This is a genomic window from Nitrosopumilus cobalaminigenes, from assembly GCF_013407145.1.
Lineage (GTDB): Archaea > Thermoproteota > Nitrososphaeria > Nitrososphaerales > Nitrosopumilaceae > Nitrosopumilus > Nitrosopumilus cobalaminigenes.
The window spans coordinates 867,454-883,908 of the sequence record NZ_CP026993.1; the positions used below are offsets into that span (position 1 = coordinate 867,454).

At 33.0% G+C, this 16,455-nt stretch carries 23 protein-coding genes; 8 read left to right on the forward strand and 15 right to left on the reverse strand.

The genetic code is table 11. The annotated features are described in order from the left end of the window. Positions 1–22: 22 nt before the first annotated feature. Positions 23–1,228 (reverse strand): MBL fold metallo-hydrolase, encoded by a 1,206-nt coding sequence (locus tag C5F47_RS05340; protein ID WP_179360082.1) that lies wholly within the window; start codon positions 1,226–1,228, stop codon positions 23–25. A 310-nt stretch (positions 1,229–1,538) separates the two neighbouring features. On the opposite strand from C5F47_RS05340, the gene C5F47_RS05345 reads away from it, so the two are divergent. Continuing rightward, on the forward strand, positions 1,539–2,813 hold the full coding sequence (locus tag C5F47_RS05345) for an RAD55 family ATPase (protein WP_246271038.1): 1,275 nt from the start codon (positions 1,539–1,541) through the stop codon (positions 2,811–2,813). Here C5F47_RS05345 and C5F47_RS09785 read toward each other — a convergent pair. The 4 genes from C5F47_RS09785 to C5F47_RS05360 form a co-directional block, all read right to left on the reverse strand. Further along, the gene (locus C5F47_RS09785; RefSeq protein WP_281361064.1) at positions 2,810–2,941 is read right to left on the reverse strand and encodes a hypothetical protein; all 132 of its coding nucleotides are present in this window, start codon (positions 2,939–2,941) and stop codon (positions 2,810–2,812) included. The two genes, C5F47_RS05345 and C5F47_RS09785, sit on opposite strands and share 4 nt — an antisense overlap. 52 nt (positions 2,942–2,993) lie before the next feature. Continuing rightward, positions 2,994–3,578 (reverse strand): hypothetical protein, encoded by a 585-nt coding sequence (locus C5F47_RS05350; protein WP_179360083.1) that lies wholly within the window; start codon positions 3,576–3,578, stop codon positions 2,994–2,996. After that, positions 3,575–4,084, reverse strand: a complete 510-nt coding sequence (locus tag C5F47_RS05355) for a hypothetical protein (RefSeq protein WP_179360084.1) — start codon at positions 4,082–4,084, stop codon at positions 3,575–3,577. The genes C5F47_RS05350 and C5F47_RS05355 overlap by 4 nt, the downstream gene beginning before the upstream one ends. Before the next feature lie 110 nt (positions 4,085–4,194). Beyond that, positions 4,195–4,494, reverse strand: a complete 300-nt coding sequence (locus tag C5F47_RS05360) for a hypothetical protein (protein WP_179360085.1) — start codon at positions 4,492–4,494, stop codon at positions 4,195–4,197. A gap of 98 nt (positions 4,495–4,592) precedes the next feature. Between C5F47_RS05360 and C5F47_RS05365 the strand changes: the two genes are divergently transcribed. After that, positions 4,593–5,690, forward strand: coding sequence for a hypothetical protein (locus tag C5F47_RS05365; protein ID WP_179360086.1), 1,098 nt, complete (start codon positions 4,593–4,595; stop codon positions 5,688–5,690). Positions 5,691–5,828: 138 nt separating this feature from the next. Here C5F47_RS05365 and C5F47_RS05370 read toward each other — a convergent pair whose 3' ends face one another. Beyond that, a complete protein-coding gene (locus C5F47_RS05370; protein WP_179360087.1) occupies positions 5,829–6,242 on the reverse strand; it encodes a hypothetical protein in 414 nt (137 codons plus the stop codon). A gap of 384 nt (positions 6,243–6,626) precedes the next feature. Between C5F47_RS05370 and C5F47_RS05375 the strand changes: the two genes are divergently transcribed. Continuing rightward, positions 6,627–6,851 (forward strand): hypothetical protein, encoded by a 225-nt coding sequence (locus C5F47_RS05375; RefSeq protein ID WP_179360088.1) that lies wholly within the window; start codon positions 6,627–6,629, stop codon positions 6,849–6,851. Positions 6,852–6,883: 32 nt separating this feature from the next. On the opposite strand, the gene C5F47_RS05380 is transcribed toward C5F47_RS05375, so the two are convergent. Next, positions 6,884–7,108 (reverse strand): hypothetical protein, encoded by a 225-nt coding sequence (locus tag C5F47_RS05380; RefSeq protein ID WP_179360089.1) that lies wholly within the window; start codon positions 7,106–7,108, stop codon positions 6,884–6,886. Positions 7,109–7,247: 139 nt separating this feature from the next. Between C5F47_RS05380 and C5F47_RS05385 the strand changes: the two genes are divergently transcribed. Further along, complete coding sequence (locus tag C5F47_RS05385; RefSeq protein ID WP_179360090.1) at positions 7,248–7,472, forward strand: hypothetical protein; 225 nt, start codon at positions 7,248–7,250, stop codon at positions 7,470–7,472. Between the two features lie 322 nt (positions 7,473–7,794). Then, positions 7,795–8,151, forward strand: a complete 357-nt coding sequence (locus C5F47_RS05390; protein ID WP_179360091.1) for a hypothetical protein — start codon at positions 7,795–7,797, stop codon at positions 8,149–8,151. 18 nt (positions 8,152–8,169) lie between these two features. On the opposite strand, the gene C5F47_RS09620 is transcribed toward C5F47_RS05390, so the two are convergent. Then, entirely contained in the window at positions 8,170–8,925 is a 756-nt protein-coding gene (locus tag C5F47_RS09620; protein ID WP_218841249.1) for a hypothetical protein, read from the reverse strand. 108 nt (positions 8,926–9,033) lie between these two features. Between C5F47_RS09620 and C5F47_RS05400 the strand changes: the two genes are divergently transcribed. Then, positions 9,034–9,252 (forward strand): zinc-ribbon domain-containing protein, encoded by a 219-nt coding sequence (locus tag C5F47_RS05400; RefSeq protein ID WP_179360092.1) that lies wholly within the window; start codon positions 9,034–9,036, stop codon positions 9,250–9,252. Positions 9,253–9,497: 245 nt separating this feature from the next. Here C5F47_RS05400 and C5F47_RS09625 read toward each other — a convergent pair whose 3' ends face one another. Further along, positions 9,498–9,782: an SHOCT domain-containing protein gene (locus C5F47_RS09625; RefSeq protein WP_218841250.1), complete on the reverse strand. Its 285-nt coding sequence runs from the start codon at positions 9,780–9,782 to the stop codon at positions 9,498–9,500. Further along, positions 9,779–10,411, reverse strand: coding sequence for an SHOCT domain-containing protein (locus C5F47_RS05410; RefSeq protein WP_179360093.1), 633 nt, complete (start codon positions 10,409–10,411; stop codon positions 9,779–9,781). The genes C5F47_RS09625 and C5F47_RS05410 overlap by 4 nt, the downstream gene beginning before the upstream one ends. A 279-nt stretch (positions 10,412–10,690) precedes the next feature. Between C5F47_RS05410 and C5F47_RS05415 the strand changes: the two genes are divergently transcribed. Next, positions 10,691–11,986 carry an AlbA family DNA-binding domain-containing protein gene (locus tag C5F47_RS05415; RefSeq protein WP_179360094.1) on the forward strand — a complete coding sequence of 432 codons (1,296 nt, stop codon included), beginning with the start codon at positions 10,691–10,693 and terminating at the stop codon, positions 11,984–11,986. 21 nt (positions 11,987–12,007) lie between these two features. Here the strand turns inward: C5F47_RS05415 and C5F47_RS05420 are convergent, their stop codons facing one another. The 5 genes from C5F47_RS05420 to C5F47_RS05440 are packed head-to-tail and all read right to left on the reverse strand — an operon-like array spanning position 12,008 to position 15,755. Next, a complete protein-coding gene (locus C5F47_RS05420) occupies positions 12,008–13,084 on the reverse strand; it encodes a hypothetical protein (protein WP_179360095.1) in 1,077 nt (358 codons plus the stop codon). 11 nt (positions 13,085–13,095) lie between these two features. Then, positions 13,096–14,877, reverse strand: a complete 1,782-nt coding sequence (locus C5F47_RS05425; protein ID WP_179360096.1) for a DNA polymerase — start codon at positions 14,875–14,877, stop codon at positions 13,096–13,098. Continuing rightward, a complete protein-coding gene (locus C5F47_RS05430) occupies positions 14,856–15,173 on the reverse strand; it encodes a hypothetical protein (RefSeq protein ID WP_179360097.1) in 318 nt (105 codons plus the stop codon). The genes C5F47_RS05425 and C5F47_RS05430 overlap by 22 nt, the downstream gene beginning before the upstream one ends. 19 nt (positions 15,174–15,192) lie before the next feature. After that, entirely contained in the window at positions 15,193–15,528 is a 336-nt protein-coding gene (locus C5F47_RS05435) for a hypothetical protein (protein WP_179360098.1), read from the reverse strand. Continuing rightward, a complete protein-coding gene (locus C5F47_RS05440) occupies positions 15,525–15,755 on the reverse strand; it encodes a hypothetical protein (RefSeq protein WP_179360099.1) in 231 nt (76 codons plus the stop codon). The genes C5F47_RS05435 and C5F47_RS05440 overlap by 4 nt, the downstream gene beginning before the upstream one ends. A gap of 56 nt (positions 15,756–15,811) precedes the next feature. On the opposite strand from C5F47_RS05440, the gene C5F47_RS05445 reads away from it, so the two are divergent. Beyond that, positions 15,812–16,453 (forward strand): hypothetical protein, encoded by a 642-nt coding sequence (locus tag C5F47_RS05445; protein ID WP_179360100.1) that lies wholly within the window; start codon positions 15,812–15,814, stop codon positions 16,451–16,453. The last annotated feature ends 2 nt before the right edge of the window (positions 16,454–16,455 follow it).

The following is a 16,455-nucleotide window of genomic DNA, read 5'->3' on the forward strand; positions in this document are numbered from 1 at the left end:
GTTATCGGAAATAAATTTTCATCTATTCAGTATTAAAGAAGGGTAAATAATCAATATTCAAAATAAATGGGAATACGCCATAGTTACTATTCCCAACTAATATTCCATCATGTCTTGGTAGAGAAAGGTATGTTTGAGCAAGTCCAACTTCAGTTTCAGTAACAATATCAATTAGAACATTAGACACGTTTAATGAAATTTCATATTCATAAATGATGATATTTTTTAAAGACAAATCATGATCGTGAGTATAAATATCCAATAATTTTTCACTGAGAACTATCTCAACAGAACTATCACCTTCCTTGATAAATGAAGTTAATGCCGAAACAATTTCAGGGCTAATCGTAGTCAGAACAATACTTTTTATTTTTTTATCAGAAATTGTTTTAAATTCAGTTATTGCTTTTTCGTTGGATTTATACGAATTCAAAGAATCAATTACAATTATTCCATTCTCGCCCTCAATGAATATGCTAGAAGATTTATCAAAATCAATAATGGACCAAATGCCATCTGCAATTCGTTGAATTTTTGGAAAATCAGAATCATCAATCAAATTATTTTCAACAGGTAAAGTTTGTTCATCCTCAACAGGTAAAGTTTGTTCATCCTCAACAGGTAAAGTTTGTTCATCCTCAACAGGTAAAGTTTGTTCATCCTCAACAGGTAAAGTTTGTTCATCCTCAACAGGTAAAGTTTGTTCATCCTCAACAGGTAAAGTTTGTTCATCCTCAACAGGTAAAGTTTGTTCATCCTCAACAGGTAAAGTTTGTTCATCCTCAACAGGTAAAGTTTGTTCATCCTCAACAGAATCAGTTACTGTAAAAACATCACCAGGGTCAATCTCAAGAACATGGTCTTGTGGTTTTTCAGTTTCAACAATTTCAGCCATTCCTAATCGCTCCCAAGTTAGGGCTGTAAACATATTTGCACAAATCGTATCTCGATATGAAAATTGATATATCAAAACTTGGCCACCTCTACATTCAGAAGTATAATTTACTTCAGGTGATTTCACTGGTGGTGGAGGAGGGGCACCAGGATATTTTTCTTCATATGATGCAATATCAATTTCAGATTCATCCTTCTCAGTAGAAGTAGAATTTTGAACAATTTCAGCAATACCTAATTCTGCCCATCTTTCAGCAGTGGTTGGATCTACACAGATAAAATCAAGATATGTAGAGCGGTAAACTAGACTTTGATCATCTCTACATCCAGCCATAAGATCCTCCTGTGCCTCAGATTCCACAGAAGCATAAGAAAAAGAAACAAAGATAGAAGTAAATAAAATCACCATAATGGCCAAGAATGAGAAAGTCCTAGTCATCATATAGTGAAGTTAGTAGTCAATTTCGATATATCCATCTAGGTGTAATATTCTCACTCATACTGTTTTTTTGGTTTAGTCTATCAAAGATACAAAATAGACAATTTTTAAGAAAAATCTGAAATTGATCGTGCAAATTTTTGACATCTAAGAGAATTTTGGTTATTCATAACTGATTACTTGAAAAAAGATCAAAAAAGAAGTATTGGAATCATCTGAAATCATTTCAAAGCTTCAAGATAGTCTAGAAATGGATTATGGAGATCAAGGAAGAACTCTATACATTATTGAAAAATTAGAAAAAAATGCTCAATTACCAAAGTCAGATTTCCTATACATTGAAAGAATGATAGAATTATGCAAGCCTATTTTTGAAGAGCCAGTGAAGGAGGAAATTATTGAAAACATTCTATCTGAAGATCTGATAAAATGTTATCATTGTGATTTAGAAATAGGATTAACTGAAAAATCAATAAGAAAAAATGAATTTTGGTTTCATGAAAAATGCTTCAAAAAAATTCCAATAGTGCAAAATGAAATCAGAGAAAAACCTATCATAGTTCAAAAAGAACCCAGACCACAAATCAAAATTATACAAGAGAAAAGATCACATCCTCAAATGGTATTTTCTGGAGTATTACTAGCATCGCTAGTAGGTACAACATATTTGGCAGCTGGCGAGATTATTGCCACCATTGTAGGGGTTTGCGGAAGTGTTTTGTATGTAACGACTTTTAAAAATCAAATAATTCAAAATAAAAAACAAAACTCAAAGTTAATCAAAACAGGAATTCCAGGATTTGATTCAACATTATCTGAAGGTATCAAAAAGAACAGTTCTGTTCTAGTTTCAGGGCCACCAGGTAGTGGAAAAACCACATTTGGATTACAATTCATTTATTCGGGTGCAAAAGAGTTTGATGAACCAGGAGTATACATTTCATTATCACAAGGAATTAATGAAATCAAAAATGATTGCAAATCGTTTGGATGGGACATTGAAAATTTGATAGAGAAAGGGAAAATATTATTGATAGACTTGAGACCATTTAAAATCAAAGACGAAGTCGTAGGCAAAGATGATTCTCTGTATAGAGCAGAGCAAATACCATTCGAACATTTGAACAAATTCATCTTAAACAGCATTAAAAAAATCAAAGCTAAAAGGATAGTTGTTGATTCTATCTCCATTTTAGGAATGCAGTATTCTGATAAATTCCACATGAGACAAGGATTACAAGGAATGATTCAATCAGTAGAGAATTTTAATGTCACATCATTACTTGTTTCAGAAAATTCTGAGGGTAGCATACCACCTGAATCATTTGTAACCTCAGGAATCATCCAATTAGACAATCAAATTGTCAATAATCAGATGAAGAGAACCATACGAATTAAAAAATTACGAGGAGTAGAACATGATGAGAATGTGCACTCTTTAGATTTAGATAGCAATGGATTGTACGTTTATGAGAATTAAGATTCATTGTCAGACTCTGAAGATTCAGCCAGTTTCTTTCTGACAGCATCTGCAACTTCTTGTTTTAGCTTGTCTTCTTCTTCAACAAGTTCTTTTTTGAATTTTTTTTCCCAGTAATTTTTTACCATACCTAATGCTGATTCTGATCGCTTGGAAATAAGGGCATCGAAGATTCTGAGCCTAGGAAATTATCTTTAGAGGATCAGAGTTTGTAATTTCATTTATTGTAACATACATCTGAAATTGGCCCCCTTCAGTTTTGACTGAAAAATTATCAATTACTGAACAGTATTTTTTGTTGTGTTCAAAATCTGTCAAATCACTAGTTGCAAGTAATCCGTGAGATATCAGATATGAGATATTCTCAGACACAATACTTGGTTCAAGATTAGTTCGTGAGGCAATCTCCCAGATTGTGAGAGGATAGTCAAATGCAATGTCTAGGATTTGCTTTTTCACATCATCCTCAAAGGAAGTTAAAATTGCATTTTTGATTGATTCGTCTTTGATTTCTACGGTGTGTTCAGATTTTGATTGTAATGTACAAATTGCATCTAGTGTTTTTTTAATTATAGGAGTTCCATCATCACCTAAAACTTGTGCTGTAATTGATTGGAATTTTTCAAAATCTTTGATAGAGGATAATAAGGTCATATGGTATTTTTCAAACACTGAATCTTTGATTTTTGTTACATCATCATTGTCTACAAAATCGTAAAACTTTTTCTCAAAAGAAGTGGCTAGGAGAGTCTCCATTGAGGTCATGGATATATGGGCTCTCCTATTGGAAGTTTTGGTAAACGCGATAAATTTACCTGAAGTCGTATTTGACTTATTTTTGTAGATACGCTAAACTCAGCCTTTGAGATTATCTTGTCATATAGACGGACACGTTTTGTAGATTTAGTGTATCCAACTGGCAAAATAAAGCCATCTTGCAACAACTCATTGAACTTTCGATAAGCTGAAGATTGCGATGCACCACATTGATTTAACATCTCGTCTTTCGATATGGGGCTATCAATTAACAACAAGATATGGCGCTTTACTGGATCTGAATAAATTCCAATAATCTTTTCAGCTAGGTTGTGTTCGTGGAGTTCAATCCAAAGTGCATAATCATGATCTTTTAGAATCGTCAATGCGGCCTTTACAGTGGACTTTGGAAGCTTGTTTTCACAAGCAAGCATAGCTCGTTGTCCTGGCTCTAGATGATTATTTGCATTTCTTATTGTATCCATGCACAATAGTTGAGAGAACTGGTTTGGCATTACCATACAATAGGTGAAAATGATACTTAAGAAATGCTACATTTTCCTATTTATGAGAAAAAATTTTTCTTTTAAATAATTGAGTCATTTTAGGTACAAAAAGAGGGGAATTATCCCCGTCCGATTGCAGCATATTTTCCTTTTTTGCCTCTGATGAAAAGAGTTGCAGCAATCCCTCCAAATATTCCACCTGAGAGTAATGATGCACCTAAGACACCATCAGCAGCAAAATATGGAGTACCAGAACCTTTAGCACCATCTTTTGTAGCAATCTCTACTTTGTTTTTTGCAGTTTCCATCTCATTGTATAGTCCTTTTTCCAGAACATCATACTGTGCAAATGCTGGTTGTGATAATGTAACCATCATTGTTACAACAAACAGTCCTGAAAGGATTGTGTATTTTCGCATGAGGATGTAATGTAAAAATGATATAAAAAATGGAAAACGTTTTCCCAAAGAAAATAATTTCTTATTCTTGTTTTATAGAATAAGAGACAATTTATGGTATGAATAAGAAATATGTTACAATTAGTCTAATGTTGGTTCTAGTTTCATTTGTAGTACCAGCCCATGCAGTTCAATTAGATGTTGCAATCCCTAAAGGTTCTGAAGAATTTTCACCAGTATACACATTTACAAGAATTATATCAATTCAATATTCTGAAGACAGTAGACTAGCAGAACTATTTGGCGATGTACAGCAAAAAATATTATTTGATTTAGATTCTAAAAATGCTGCTGTTTTAATTGAGAAAATAAACTTACAATTAGCAGAAAAATCATTTGTTATAGTTGATGATGTATCAGGAGAATATTCGGCTACTATAACTCCACAGGTAAAATCAGTATCAATAGAATACAAGATTACAATACAGCCAACCATGAAAGGTCATTTCATTTCAGATAATGTACTGGATGCACAATGGAGAGGATTTGAGATATTAGATAAAGTTCCAATAGAGACAGAATATGGAATTATAGACATCAACTCTCCAATGGCAGCAGTTTCACAAATGCCTGAATTGAAACAGTATCTCTCAGACTCAGAGGCCATGCAGGTTCTAGAGTTGAGTATTCTAGACGCATCAGGGTTAGAACTGTCACTATCTAGTTGGGAATCGATGTTTGATCCTACAGGAAAGATGAGTGAGGCAGAAGAATATGGATTTTCAGGCACAGTTATCACAAATTATTCCATGGGAATCTGCACCGTATACCGCGGAGTTTGTCAAGACAGAGACATTTCTGTGTCATTTGAGAGAGATGGAGAAGAGTATTCCATTCGCTCAATAGAATCCCAGGATGATGGTACCATAGTCATTGATGGATATGTTCAAGAAAGCAGTGGAAGAACAGAGTCATTTCTTGTTACGGATGATAGGCCAGAAAATAGGCCACCAGAAGAAGGGCAAATTCCAATTTTGTATACAGCCTCTGGCGCAGGCATTGCAATTGCTGCAGGCTTTTTTGTCTGGAGTGACAAGAAATCAAAAAAGATCAGTACGGAGCAAACAGGTATTGACCCAAGTGATTTGTTTTCAGTAGCCATTGGCAGTGCTGCGGGAAGTTACCAAACTAATAGGGGTACTGCAGAACTGCGATAACTCACTGATGAATCGTCCATCGGGGTTAAATAGAAATTTTGAAAGACAAATTACCTAACACACCGTGAGATTTGATGAGTAATCATCAAATTTCATGAATTTGTATTCTAAAAAAATAAAAAAGAAAAATCAATCACACTATTTTGTTTGTGTGAAAGGAGTTACCCAGGTTTGGATAATGTTTTTGTTTAGTTCAGCAAATGCATTAACGTTGTCGTTAAATGTTTTGAAATTTTGAACAGTTGCTTCAAAGGCAGTTTTTACCATTTGATTATTAACTGTACTTGCTTGAACAAATTGCTTGTTGGTATCAACGATTGCAGTTTTTGCAGAGTCTGGAATTTCAGTGTTGATTCCTGCTTTCTTTGCAAATTCTTGTTGCATTGATACTGTAGCGTTAATTGTTTTTTGACAAGTTTTCATACATTCGTTTTGCAATTCTGTTGCAGATTGAAAATATTGTGGGGTTAGTTTTGTAACATTTTCAAAGTATTTCTGAACATTTTGCGTGTACATTGCAAATGCATCGTTGTTTTGAGATTGTGTACTCATAGTTTGAGGACTACATCACTGGTATATATACTATTGGTAATGAGTGGTAATGAGAGTCATTGAATGGTGTATAATGAGCAATTTTGGCGAGTATAGACGTGAAGAATGTTTGTTCAAATGCACAAACAGGTGTTTGTTCAAATGCACAAACAGGTGTTTGTTCAAATGCACAAACATTTCAGGAAATCAAGAAGGATATTATATCAAATTCTTAATTCAAAAATTGTTCAAAATGGATAAACGTGATGCAATGGTATTAGCAGGAATTTTTGTCGCCGGAGGAACGGTTGTAGGATTGGTAGTTCTCTTGTCAAATGGGTTGATCAAAAATCCATTCATCTAAGAGATTAAGTTTAATATTCTAAATTAAAGAACTGAATATCTATGAATTTTATTACAAAAAAAGTCCTAGAAATGCAATACAAGAAACTAGATGATTCTAAAAAGAGATTAAATCAACATTTAGAGAAAAGGGAATCTCTAGTTAATTCTGATTCTAAAAAAGAACTTGAAAAAATTGAAAAATATATTGAAATTTGGAAAAAGAATATTAAAAAAATAGAAAAAGAGATTAAGAAAATAGAAGACAAGGAATTAAATTCTGAATAATTGGATTTTGAGGCTTGTTGTTGAATGAAATTCTAACATTTATCATCACAACCAAAATCCTTTGTTTGGTTTGCCAGCATTAATTGTCCTAGTTCTAAATCAGTAAATCCTGCTTTTTTCTTTGCGCAATCAAGACAGTATCTTTCCTCAGGGGCTACAGGGTTTTCAATAAAATTCTCCTCACCCAACACACATACGTTACAATCTATGCCTGAGCAAGTAAATTGATCTAAATGATTCTCACAATTACAAGTCATTCATTGATTAGTTTTATTCCGAGGAATATAGTTTATTCTTTATCGATAAAAATAGAATGCCCCCCGTTTAGGCGCTAAAACAGACAGGTAATTAGAAATCCATTTCTAACTTTAAATCATCTGAAAATGAAAATATCTTATGAAAACTTGGAAGGCATTAGTGATTTCTTCAAGTGTAATTATTGTTGCGAGTTTATTATTTTTTTATATGGTAAATTTATTGATGTTTTCTGAATCCTTTTCAGAACCAGGTAGTAGAGACAGAGATAAAATTCTCATTGGCGCGATTGGATGTCTTTTTTTTATTTTTATTGGAGTTGTTTCTCTTTTGTCTACTTTTAGATTCAGGAAATTTTCTTCATAAGGTTCATCTTGAAATAGAATGCCTCCTTTCTAGGCAGGATTTTAGACGGTACTAGATGATTTTCATTTTTGGAACATTTAGGATCTTGTTATATTATTGAAGGTTCAATATACCCCATGGAAAAAAATTCAGAAGAATTTGAATCCTATGAAGAATATGATTGGACTTCGCAAGAAGACCACGATTAATTCATAGGATGACAGATTTCTGTTTTTATTTCGCATGACATTCTGGGGCTATGGGTTTGGTATCCCTAGCCTTTTTTCATTTTCAAAAAGAATATTTCCACTATGCTTAAGTTCACACAAAATCCAGATAATTATTGGGTTTTAAGAAAAGACGAAACAATCGTCATAACAACTACAATAGAAAAAAAGGAGGAGCACGTCCAAAGTTAGCAGTTATTGGTGCTATCTCTTTAGTAATTGGAATTTTACTAATCCACTATGTCGGAGTGCCAGAGTTGCGTGCAGATAGAATGTCCGATAACCCTGCATTGATTGCAGGTTTTGTAGGCGTTGTGGGAGGAGTTTTGATGTTATTGCTTAGTTTGAGTAAAAGAAATCAAGTTCGAGTGGGAAACGTAATAGATTCTGCAAGAGAGGCATTTAGAGATGATTGTATGTGTTGTAAATGCCAGAATTGTGACAGAAATCACAATCACTGGACACATGATTAATTCATTTCAAATTAGATTTTAGGATTCACAACCGATTCCATCATTGTCCCTATCAAATCCATGAGGGTCACTTCCAATTACTCGGAAATTAGAATATCCAATATCCCCACAGTTTAGGTCTGGAGGATATGGTGGGATGCAGACATCAGGATATGATGGGTCACATTTTGGTGCATCATCAGTTGGTGGATTATAGTTTGATTCTTTTATTGTATAACACAACCCATCAGACCAGAGATACGGATAGTCGTTGTGACAACCATTTGATAGATATTCAGGCGAATTGTAACAGAATCCATTAGACCAATAGTATGGCTTGTTTACAGGACAATCAGGTTCTACCGTACTATGGCAGTAACCATCAGACCAGAGATACGGATTATTTTTGTGACATCCATTTTCTAAATAATCAGAGTACGAATCAGATGAACTAGTTCCTAAAAGATCATCTAGTAAATCATTTAGTTTTGCATTTTCTGTTTTTAGATTTTTATTTTCAGATTCTAAATCTAAAATCCTAGTTTCTAGGTTGTTTACCTTTTTTTGTAAAATAGAATTATCCTGATTTGGCATGTCAACTTTTATGATATTTTGCTCAATTAGAAATGAGATAGATTCTCCAAAATCACTATCAGAAATATTCCCTTTTACCCAATAATCAGCCACTCCTTTAACCCATGCAGGAATCTCTGATTGAGATTGTGCAGAAATTGAGGTAATTGAAATGCTAGAAATTACAATGCCAAGTATTGCAAATAATAGTAATTTTCTCACAAATTATTCAAGACATACTGTAAATTAAGAATTTAAGAGAAAATCAGTTTTGGTTCTATGAAAAAAGAGTTCCAATATGCTTAAGTTCACACAAAATTTATCAAAATTATGACATTTTGTTCTTATTGCGGTCATGAATTAGAAGCATACTCTAACTATTGCTCAGAATGCGGAAAACAAGATAAATCAAAAAAGGAAATTCTCCATGATTTCAATATAGGACAACAATCAGTTGAAAAAATGTTTGAGAAAGGAAATCGTTGTGAAAAATGCAGACATTTGATAACTGGAAAATTTTGCAAGAATTGTGGTTGTAAAAATAGTTAGAATAATCTGCAATTACTATATGATTACTTTTGATCATACTCCGATAGAATACGATAATATCCCGAGTTAATGCGATTATACTCCGATATGACACAATTATGGTAATAATCGTGAGAGGCTCAGCTTTTGCTCGGGCACGATGGTTTTGCGATTATGGGTGGCTCAGCTTTTACTCAGGCACGATGGTTTTGCGATTATGGGTGGCTCAGCTTTTACTCAGGCACGATTATATGGAAAACAGGGCTCTATTGGAATTCTTTTTTCAACTCATCGTATTCTGCTTTTGTAATCTCGCCTTTTGCCAATCTAGTTTTTAGAATATTCAATGAATTGTTGTTTTGATCATTTTTGATTTTATCAGGATTCTCTTCAGTTACAGGGGGATTGGATTGTAAATCAGACATGTCTTCTTGAAATGTGTTTTTTGATTTTCTGCTTGCTACAATTGCGATAACTACAATTATTGGAATTACAAATAAAATCAAAACTAGCAATTCAGTAGTGCCAATCATATTGACATATTGCATCATTTCTCAAATTCCCCCTTTAACTCATCATACTCTGACTTTGTAATCTCACCTTTTGCTAGTCTACTTTTTAGAATTCCTAAATTACTTAGATCATCATCTTTAGGATTGACATATGCTTTAGCAGATTGTGATTGTTTTGGTCTGGAATGATATGCTTTTCTTTTTTCGCAAGTCGTATGATGATTATGCAGTTCTTTACCGTTTTCTGCTAAATAATTACAGTATACACATCGCTCATAATCACTACGTCCTTTGAAGTAATCTACTACATGTGGTCTCCACATGTAAAATAGAACTATTACATCTATCACGATATATCCAATTGCAAATACATTTCCTCCAAATAGTGTCATTAGTTGAATTATCAAATTAACTATTGCAAGAATGATTACAATTACTCTACCACCACTTCTTCCGCTGAACAATGCACCAGCAATTGTAAACTCGATTAATGCTGCAATAACTATTGCAGATGCAATCCAACCTGCAAATTGACCAATTCCACCAAGAAATGAATTACCCATCATACTATTTGCAATATATCCAACCCCAATTGCCAGAGCAAACAAGGTCAGCCCTTCAAGAATATACCAAACTCCTAGAAATGAAACGCCTAGAGGTCTACCCATTAGATATCCCTCTTTTGAGAAATCATAGAGTTTACACTAGAAATCTGAAACTCTGTCAAGTGAAGAAAATATGAATTTCTCAACATAGGGTTTGCCAAAAAATTGCATATAAACAATATTGTAGTTTAAGATGTTACAATTACGTTTACGAGTATTCATGCGTCAAACCCTGAATAAATCGATGGCTCAGATTTTACTCAGGCACGATTGTATCAAAAAGAGTAGAATTTGAGGGTGTTTTGTAGAAGAGTTTAGAAATCACTTTACAAATCATAAGTTATGAATGTCCAAGACAAAAGAAAGAATGGGATAAACAACGATACAATAATTTCTGAATTAGAAAAAATTCCCACTATCAATCAATATGAAGATGTTCTCATTCGATTAGCAGTTGACAAATTAACTGATTCTAATAATCTCTATTTTGCAAGGATTGATTATCTCTGTAAAGGAGATCCTTTACCTGAAGAATTTACAAAAAACTATGATGATATAATCATTACACAGTTAATCAAAAAACGTGGCGAGTTTATAGAATTTTTATCAAACTTACTGAAAAACGGTTCATCAAAAATTAATGAGATTACTGTCAGTGCATCAATGAAACAAAACTGGGATTTTGTATCTAGACCAAGTAATTCATCTCACGGTTATGTAAAAAGTGATTTTCCTCATTTAGGTGCAGAAACTCAATTAGAATATGATCGAAATAGAGATCCTTATGCCCTAGTTTCGGGGAAAAACCTCCCTCCATTTCCAAATACATCTAGGGCAATAATTGATTTGTTTGATTTGCATCATGGAGGAAGAGAAGGAGGATGGTTAAATGAAAATAAATTGATTATAGATGTACCTGATTATCGGGTAGGAATAAAGAAACTTAGAATTGGAAAAAATAAAATTTCAGTAGAAATTAATTCAAAATTATTAGATGAATCAAAATTAGTCTGTCAGTTTTACACAGAAAAGAAACAAGAGGTTTCATCACGCATACAAAATGGAATTTCTGAAATGTCTTGTGAGGATATCCCTAAAGAAATTCTTGCAGTGATAAAAGAAAAGGAAACTGATGAGGTTCTAGATTTTTTTGATTACACTGTAAGTTGGGCAATGTCTGAAGAAGCAGTAGAAAAAGAGGTTCCTGAAGATGTGATTCGAGGCTGGATTAATGGGGGAGAAAATGAAACAGTGGAATTCAAGGAAGTGCTCAAACATGCAGATGATGTCATGAAGTCAGTAGTTGCTTTTGCCAATACAGAGGGGGGCGTAATTCTTGTTGGAGTATCTGATGATTGTTCTATACTGGGATATGATGTTCCAGTAGAAGATGTAAAAAATAGATTTGGCAGAATGGTTGCAGACAAATGTGATCCTCCCATAGAATTTGAAATAGAAGAAGCCGATTTGAATCCACGAATAATTGTGATAAAAATTCCTAAAGGAAAAAGCAAGATCTATTCAGTAACTAATGGTGCAATCTATGTTAGAAGACATAGTTCGGATAGATTCATCAAAACTACTGAGTTGATGGAAGTTTTTGGAGATAAGTCTCGAAATGATAATAATTCTGTTTAAGTAAACTATTTCAAAATTAAGTCAAGGTTGAATTTGTTCAAATAATTCCGGATAAAGTGTAATAATTATCGAAGCAATTTGTGGGAGAGATACAGATACTGAAATAATTATTCCGATAAGAGGACTCCACTCTATGACTTTATCTTTGAAAGAGATTCCAGTTAGAACATCATCTTTAGAATCATTTGTAGGGTATTTCTTTTTTAATATTTGAATTAATTCTACATTATTTAGATCAAATGAATCATAAATTTCTTGTATATTGTCATTCATTGAACCATTCGAATTTGAAATTATTTGTGAAACAACCTCATCAGTCTTTTGAATTTGTAATTTCATGACCCTGCGCAAATATTTGTTGTAAGAATTAATCCCGAAATACAAATAATTAATTTTCTCAAATTCGTTTTCCAAATGTAAGCTTAATTCTAAACTCGATTTTGCCAGATAGTACCTATAATCAGTGTAAATCAACAGCATTAAAAATTTCCAAATTGCAGATAATGAAATAATTGCAGATGCTAATGTAATAACAAGGAAAATTGTTCGTAAATATAACGAATCATTTTCAGATAGTTGTACATCATAAGAACCCAACACCAAGGCCATCATTGCAAATATTATCATTATTGGAATGGATGCCATCAAAACTTTACTTACCCATCTAAATTCAACTACAGTTTTCATGGTGCCATTTACATCAAAGAATACTCTTGCCGATATTGTCGTAGGGGAAAGGAAATATCGTATTGGAGCTAAAGTAAAAATAATAGGATAAAAAATTACTCCCAAAAATGCAAAAACAACATATTCGTTATAAAATATTGAAGGCGCGTAAACAATCAGGGCAAATAAGAATGCAAATGCACTGACAGCTACAGATGGAATGGATATCAAATAGCGAGCAGGTCGTTCAAGGGCATCCTTTTTAATTTCATTATGAGGGGTTTTATCCTCATAAACTAATTTTAGAATCCATTTGATGTTTAATGTATTGTATATTTCTCGATTTATTTTTACAGGAAGTTTTTGTACATATGAAGGAATTTGTTTAATTTTTGAACCTAAGTTTAATTCCACAATTTTACATAAACTCATACTTTAATATATTAGATCGTAATTTTTTGTATATAATTTAATGAAATAGACATTGAATCATTACATTCCTTTTGATCAATTGATTCAATTGTACCCAACCACAATCTTTTCCTATCCGCATTAAGATTAACTTCTCTAGTTATTGGTGCAATCTTTCCAATGTCTTGTATCCTATCTGATAGTATGCTTGAACGTAATCTAGAATTTCTCAACACATTAAATTTGTAAAATAATTTCCCGTCTTTTTCAAATGTATCCAAGTGTTCAATTTCCTTAGACCCTAATCGTCCCAAACCACGTTGTTTCCAAATCCCGTTAAATCGATAGAATCCATTTTGTAAATAGAAGGTATCTTGACTCTCACCATCATATGAGAAATCGCCTAATCGTTTAGAATCTAAATTCAGTTTCTTGGTAGTACAGATTGAATCAGTCGCAAAGGCCACAATGTCTCCCTCAAGCCTGTTTCTAGTCACAAATTCGTACAATTTGGCACGAGTATACCCTGTGATGAATGCAAACATTACAGGATTAAACAAATTCCCCATTACACCATTGATCTTTTGGCCAGTCTTCCCATAAATTGAATTTAAGATAATTTTGATTGGTTGCTCTAATGGATTATTTTCTTTCTTTAGTTTCTGTCTTTTTTGATACAAAGATTGAATGAATTTTCTGTATGGATAAATATCAGATGTACTGATAAATTGATAACCTTCAAGAATCCTGTAAAGATTTTTTTTGCAGGCTTGGAGTTCTGATAACGTACAATACGTTACAAATTTCCCTGAAGGGTACAATATGACATTATTTGTTTTAAATGGGAATGGTGCCACTATACTATCATCTGGAATATCACATAATACTTTGAAGAATCCCAACTTTGTATCTGCGTGTATTGATTTTCTTTTAATCCATTTACCTTTAGATAAATCTGGAAAGTGGGCAATGGCATCAGGGTATGCAGAGTTGATATCATAAAGATAGGCCTTGCCAATGTATCCTCGCTTGATTAATTCAATTCGTCCTCCAAAATATGACTTGAATGCTAACTCTTGAATTGGATAAGGAGTATCAACGAATCTAGGTAGATTGATCCCATTGTTGATCAGAACTTTTTCTGCCAAATATCCTGCACTGGTCCATTTGGCAGGATAAAATGAAAATGCATTGCTAAATAGTGTAATCCATTTTTCAGATAATTCTTTTGTAAATTTACAATCTTGTATACAATAGTTTCTAATTTTTTTCTTGTTGTGATTGTAAAATCGTAATGTAAATTCTTTACGCTTTTCTTTCATAGAGAGATATTCTGAAGATAATTCTCCAATGTTTTTCTGATATGCATTACTTAGAGAACCTCCAAAGAATTGCATTATATCAAAAAACAATACTGAATGATGACCTTTCTTGATTCGAAGAGATTTGCCAGGAAAATATTCTAGATGGTAATCCCCCCACCAGAAATCTAATTTTCCAGTGAAGCGATATCGATACAGTTCTGAGCCTAGCAGTTTGAGGATAACTTCGGCATCATAGGATAGATTATAGAAAAAGTTCCATGAACCGTGATATTTTTTACAAAATAGCCATTTTATCACGGATTCAGGTGTGATTTTGTCTAAATATCGCCCATCAGAGTCCGCAATTAGAAAGATATCTCCTTTGTAGGTCTCAGTGTCTAAGGCATGAATTTGTCGTAATTTAGAATGTGCAGAGTTGCGATTTTGAGGCCTTTTGGTGTAGACCTTGGATAAATCCCGGCACTCTGTTACGGGGAAGGATTCTGCCATATTGCATCAGGTATTGATACTTGGTTTCCTCTACGTCGTTGGGATAGTTGAGAGCGAATCTGGTTGTACTTTAATCCGGGAAAATTATTTCTGATTTGTCTAATGTAATTGTGATATCGTCTTAACTTTCCAGAACGTGTAAGATTTGCTTTTCTTTTTTTAATCAGAGGTTTTTGTTTTCTATCTATCTTTTCTAACTTCTTTTTAATTTGAAAACGAAGTTCTTTGACAAGTTTGGTATTTGGGAATATTTTTAATGCTTGTAATTGATCAAGCAAGTCTTGTTTTGTAGCCATGATAAAAAAGAAAAAGAAGTCAGAGAATAATCTCTGATCTTCTAATTGGACGATTGTTTTTAGATAATCCCAAGTATGTTTTGAGTTGGAATTTTGTATCTGCAACAATCTTTTTGTGTTTTACTAGTTCATTCCAGGACTTTAGTAGAGAACTATTGTGTGATTCATGTGACTTTAGTGGAAGTAATCGGTCTTCCCATGAATCATGTATTCTTTGTTGTACGTGAACATTTGTAGTTAATTCTGAATCCATTGTTTCAGTTTTTACTACTTTACATTCAAGTACATCTGGTTTGTCAGGATTTTTGGAATGACATTCACCCCATTTGATAAAAGAGATGCTTTCAGTACTCATTTTTTATCTCCCTTTGAAGGAGAGAGTTTGATGAATTTTTCTCCCTTTTCCTGTACTAGTTCAACCTTGAACTTTTTGGTTCTCCCATCAATACAGTTTTCAAGTGCTACTCTTGGAAGAGTGACTGTGTTTGTTGTATTGTTTTTAGAGATTTTTCGCAGACCAAATGATGTGGTCGTTGAATTTGTAGTCCTTGGTTCACATGTTTTTGTGGATTTTTTCTCCATGAATAATATAAAACAGATTTTAATATAGGCTATTTCTAACGATATATGTAAGATATATGGCCAATTATAGACGAGAACTATCTAAAATTGAGCAAAAAGATGTCCATTCCAGATACAAAATACATACAGATGATTATGGAGGAATTTTCACCAAAGACAAACGTCGAAAGTTACTTGGTCTTAAACAAAAACAAGGAAAGTATCATGAAGATACTGCGGATTTTTGGTATGATGTGAGGTCTAGTGTAAAAAGTGGTTTGATGGATCTAGAGTTATTTTTTGAAGTAGCCGATAAAAATCAAATCAAAGATGTACTTTATGATGCAGAACAAAAAGCACAATTAGATTTACTAAAACAAAAACTTGAACTTAACAAACAATATGAACTAGAAAGACAAATTCCATCCTTCACACGTGTCTTATCTGTATTATTTCAAAAATATTACAAATCTCGCAAGTACAAATTATCTACAGGTGAAACTAGAAAATATTCTGAACATGTTGAAGAAGATGATACATGGAGGGCAGAAATTATTGAAAAAATGATCAACACTTGTATTATTTATTTAAGAGATCATAATTTGATTTCTTCAAAAGCACATGAACGATTGACTGATGAATTTATTGATATGGTTAATGTTGAAATTGCTAGAGGAACAAAACTGTCTTTAAATGAGAGAGTAAAAGGTTCTGTTTAAAA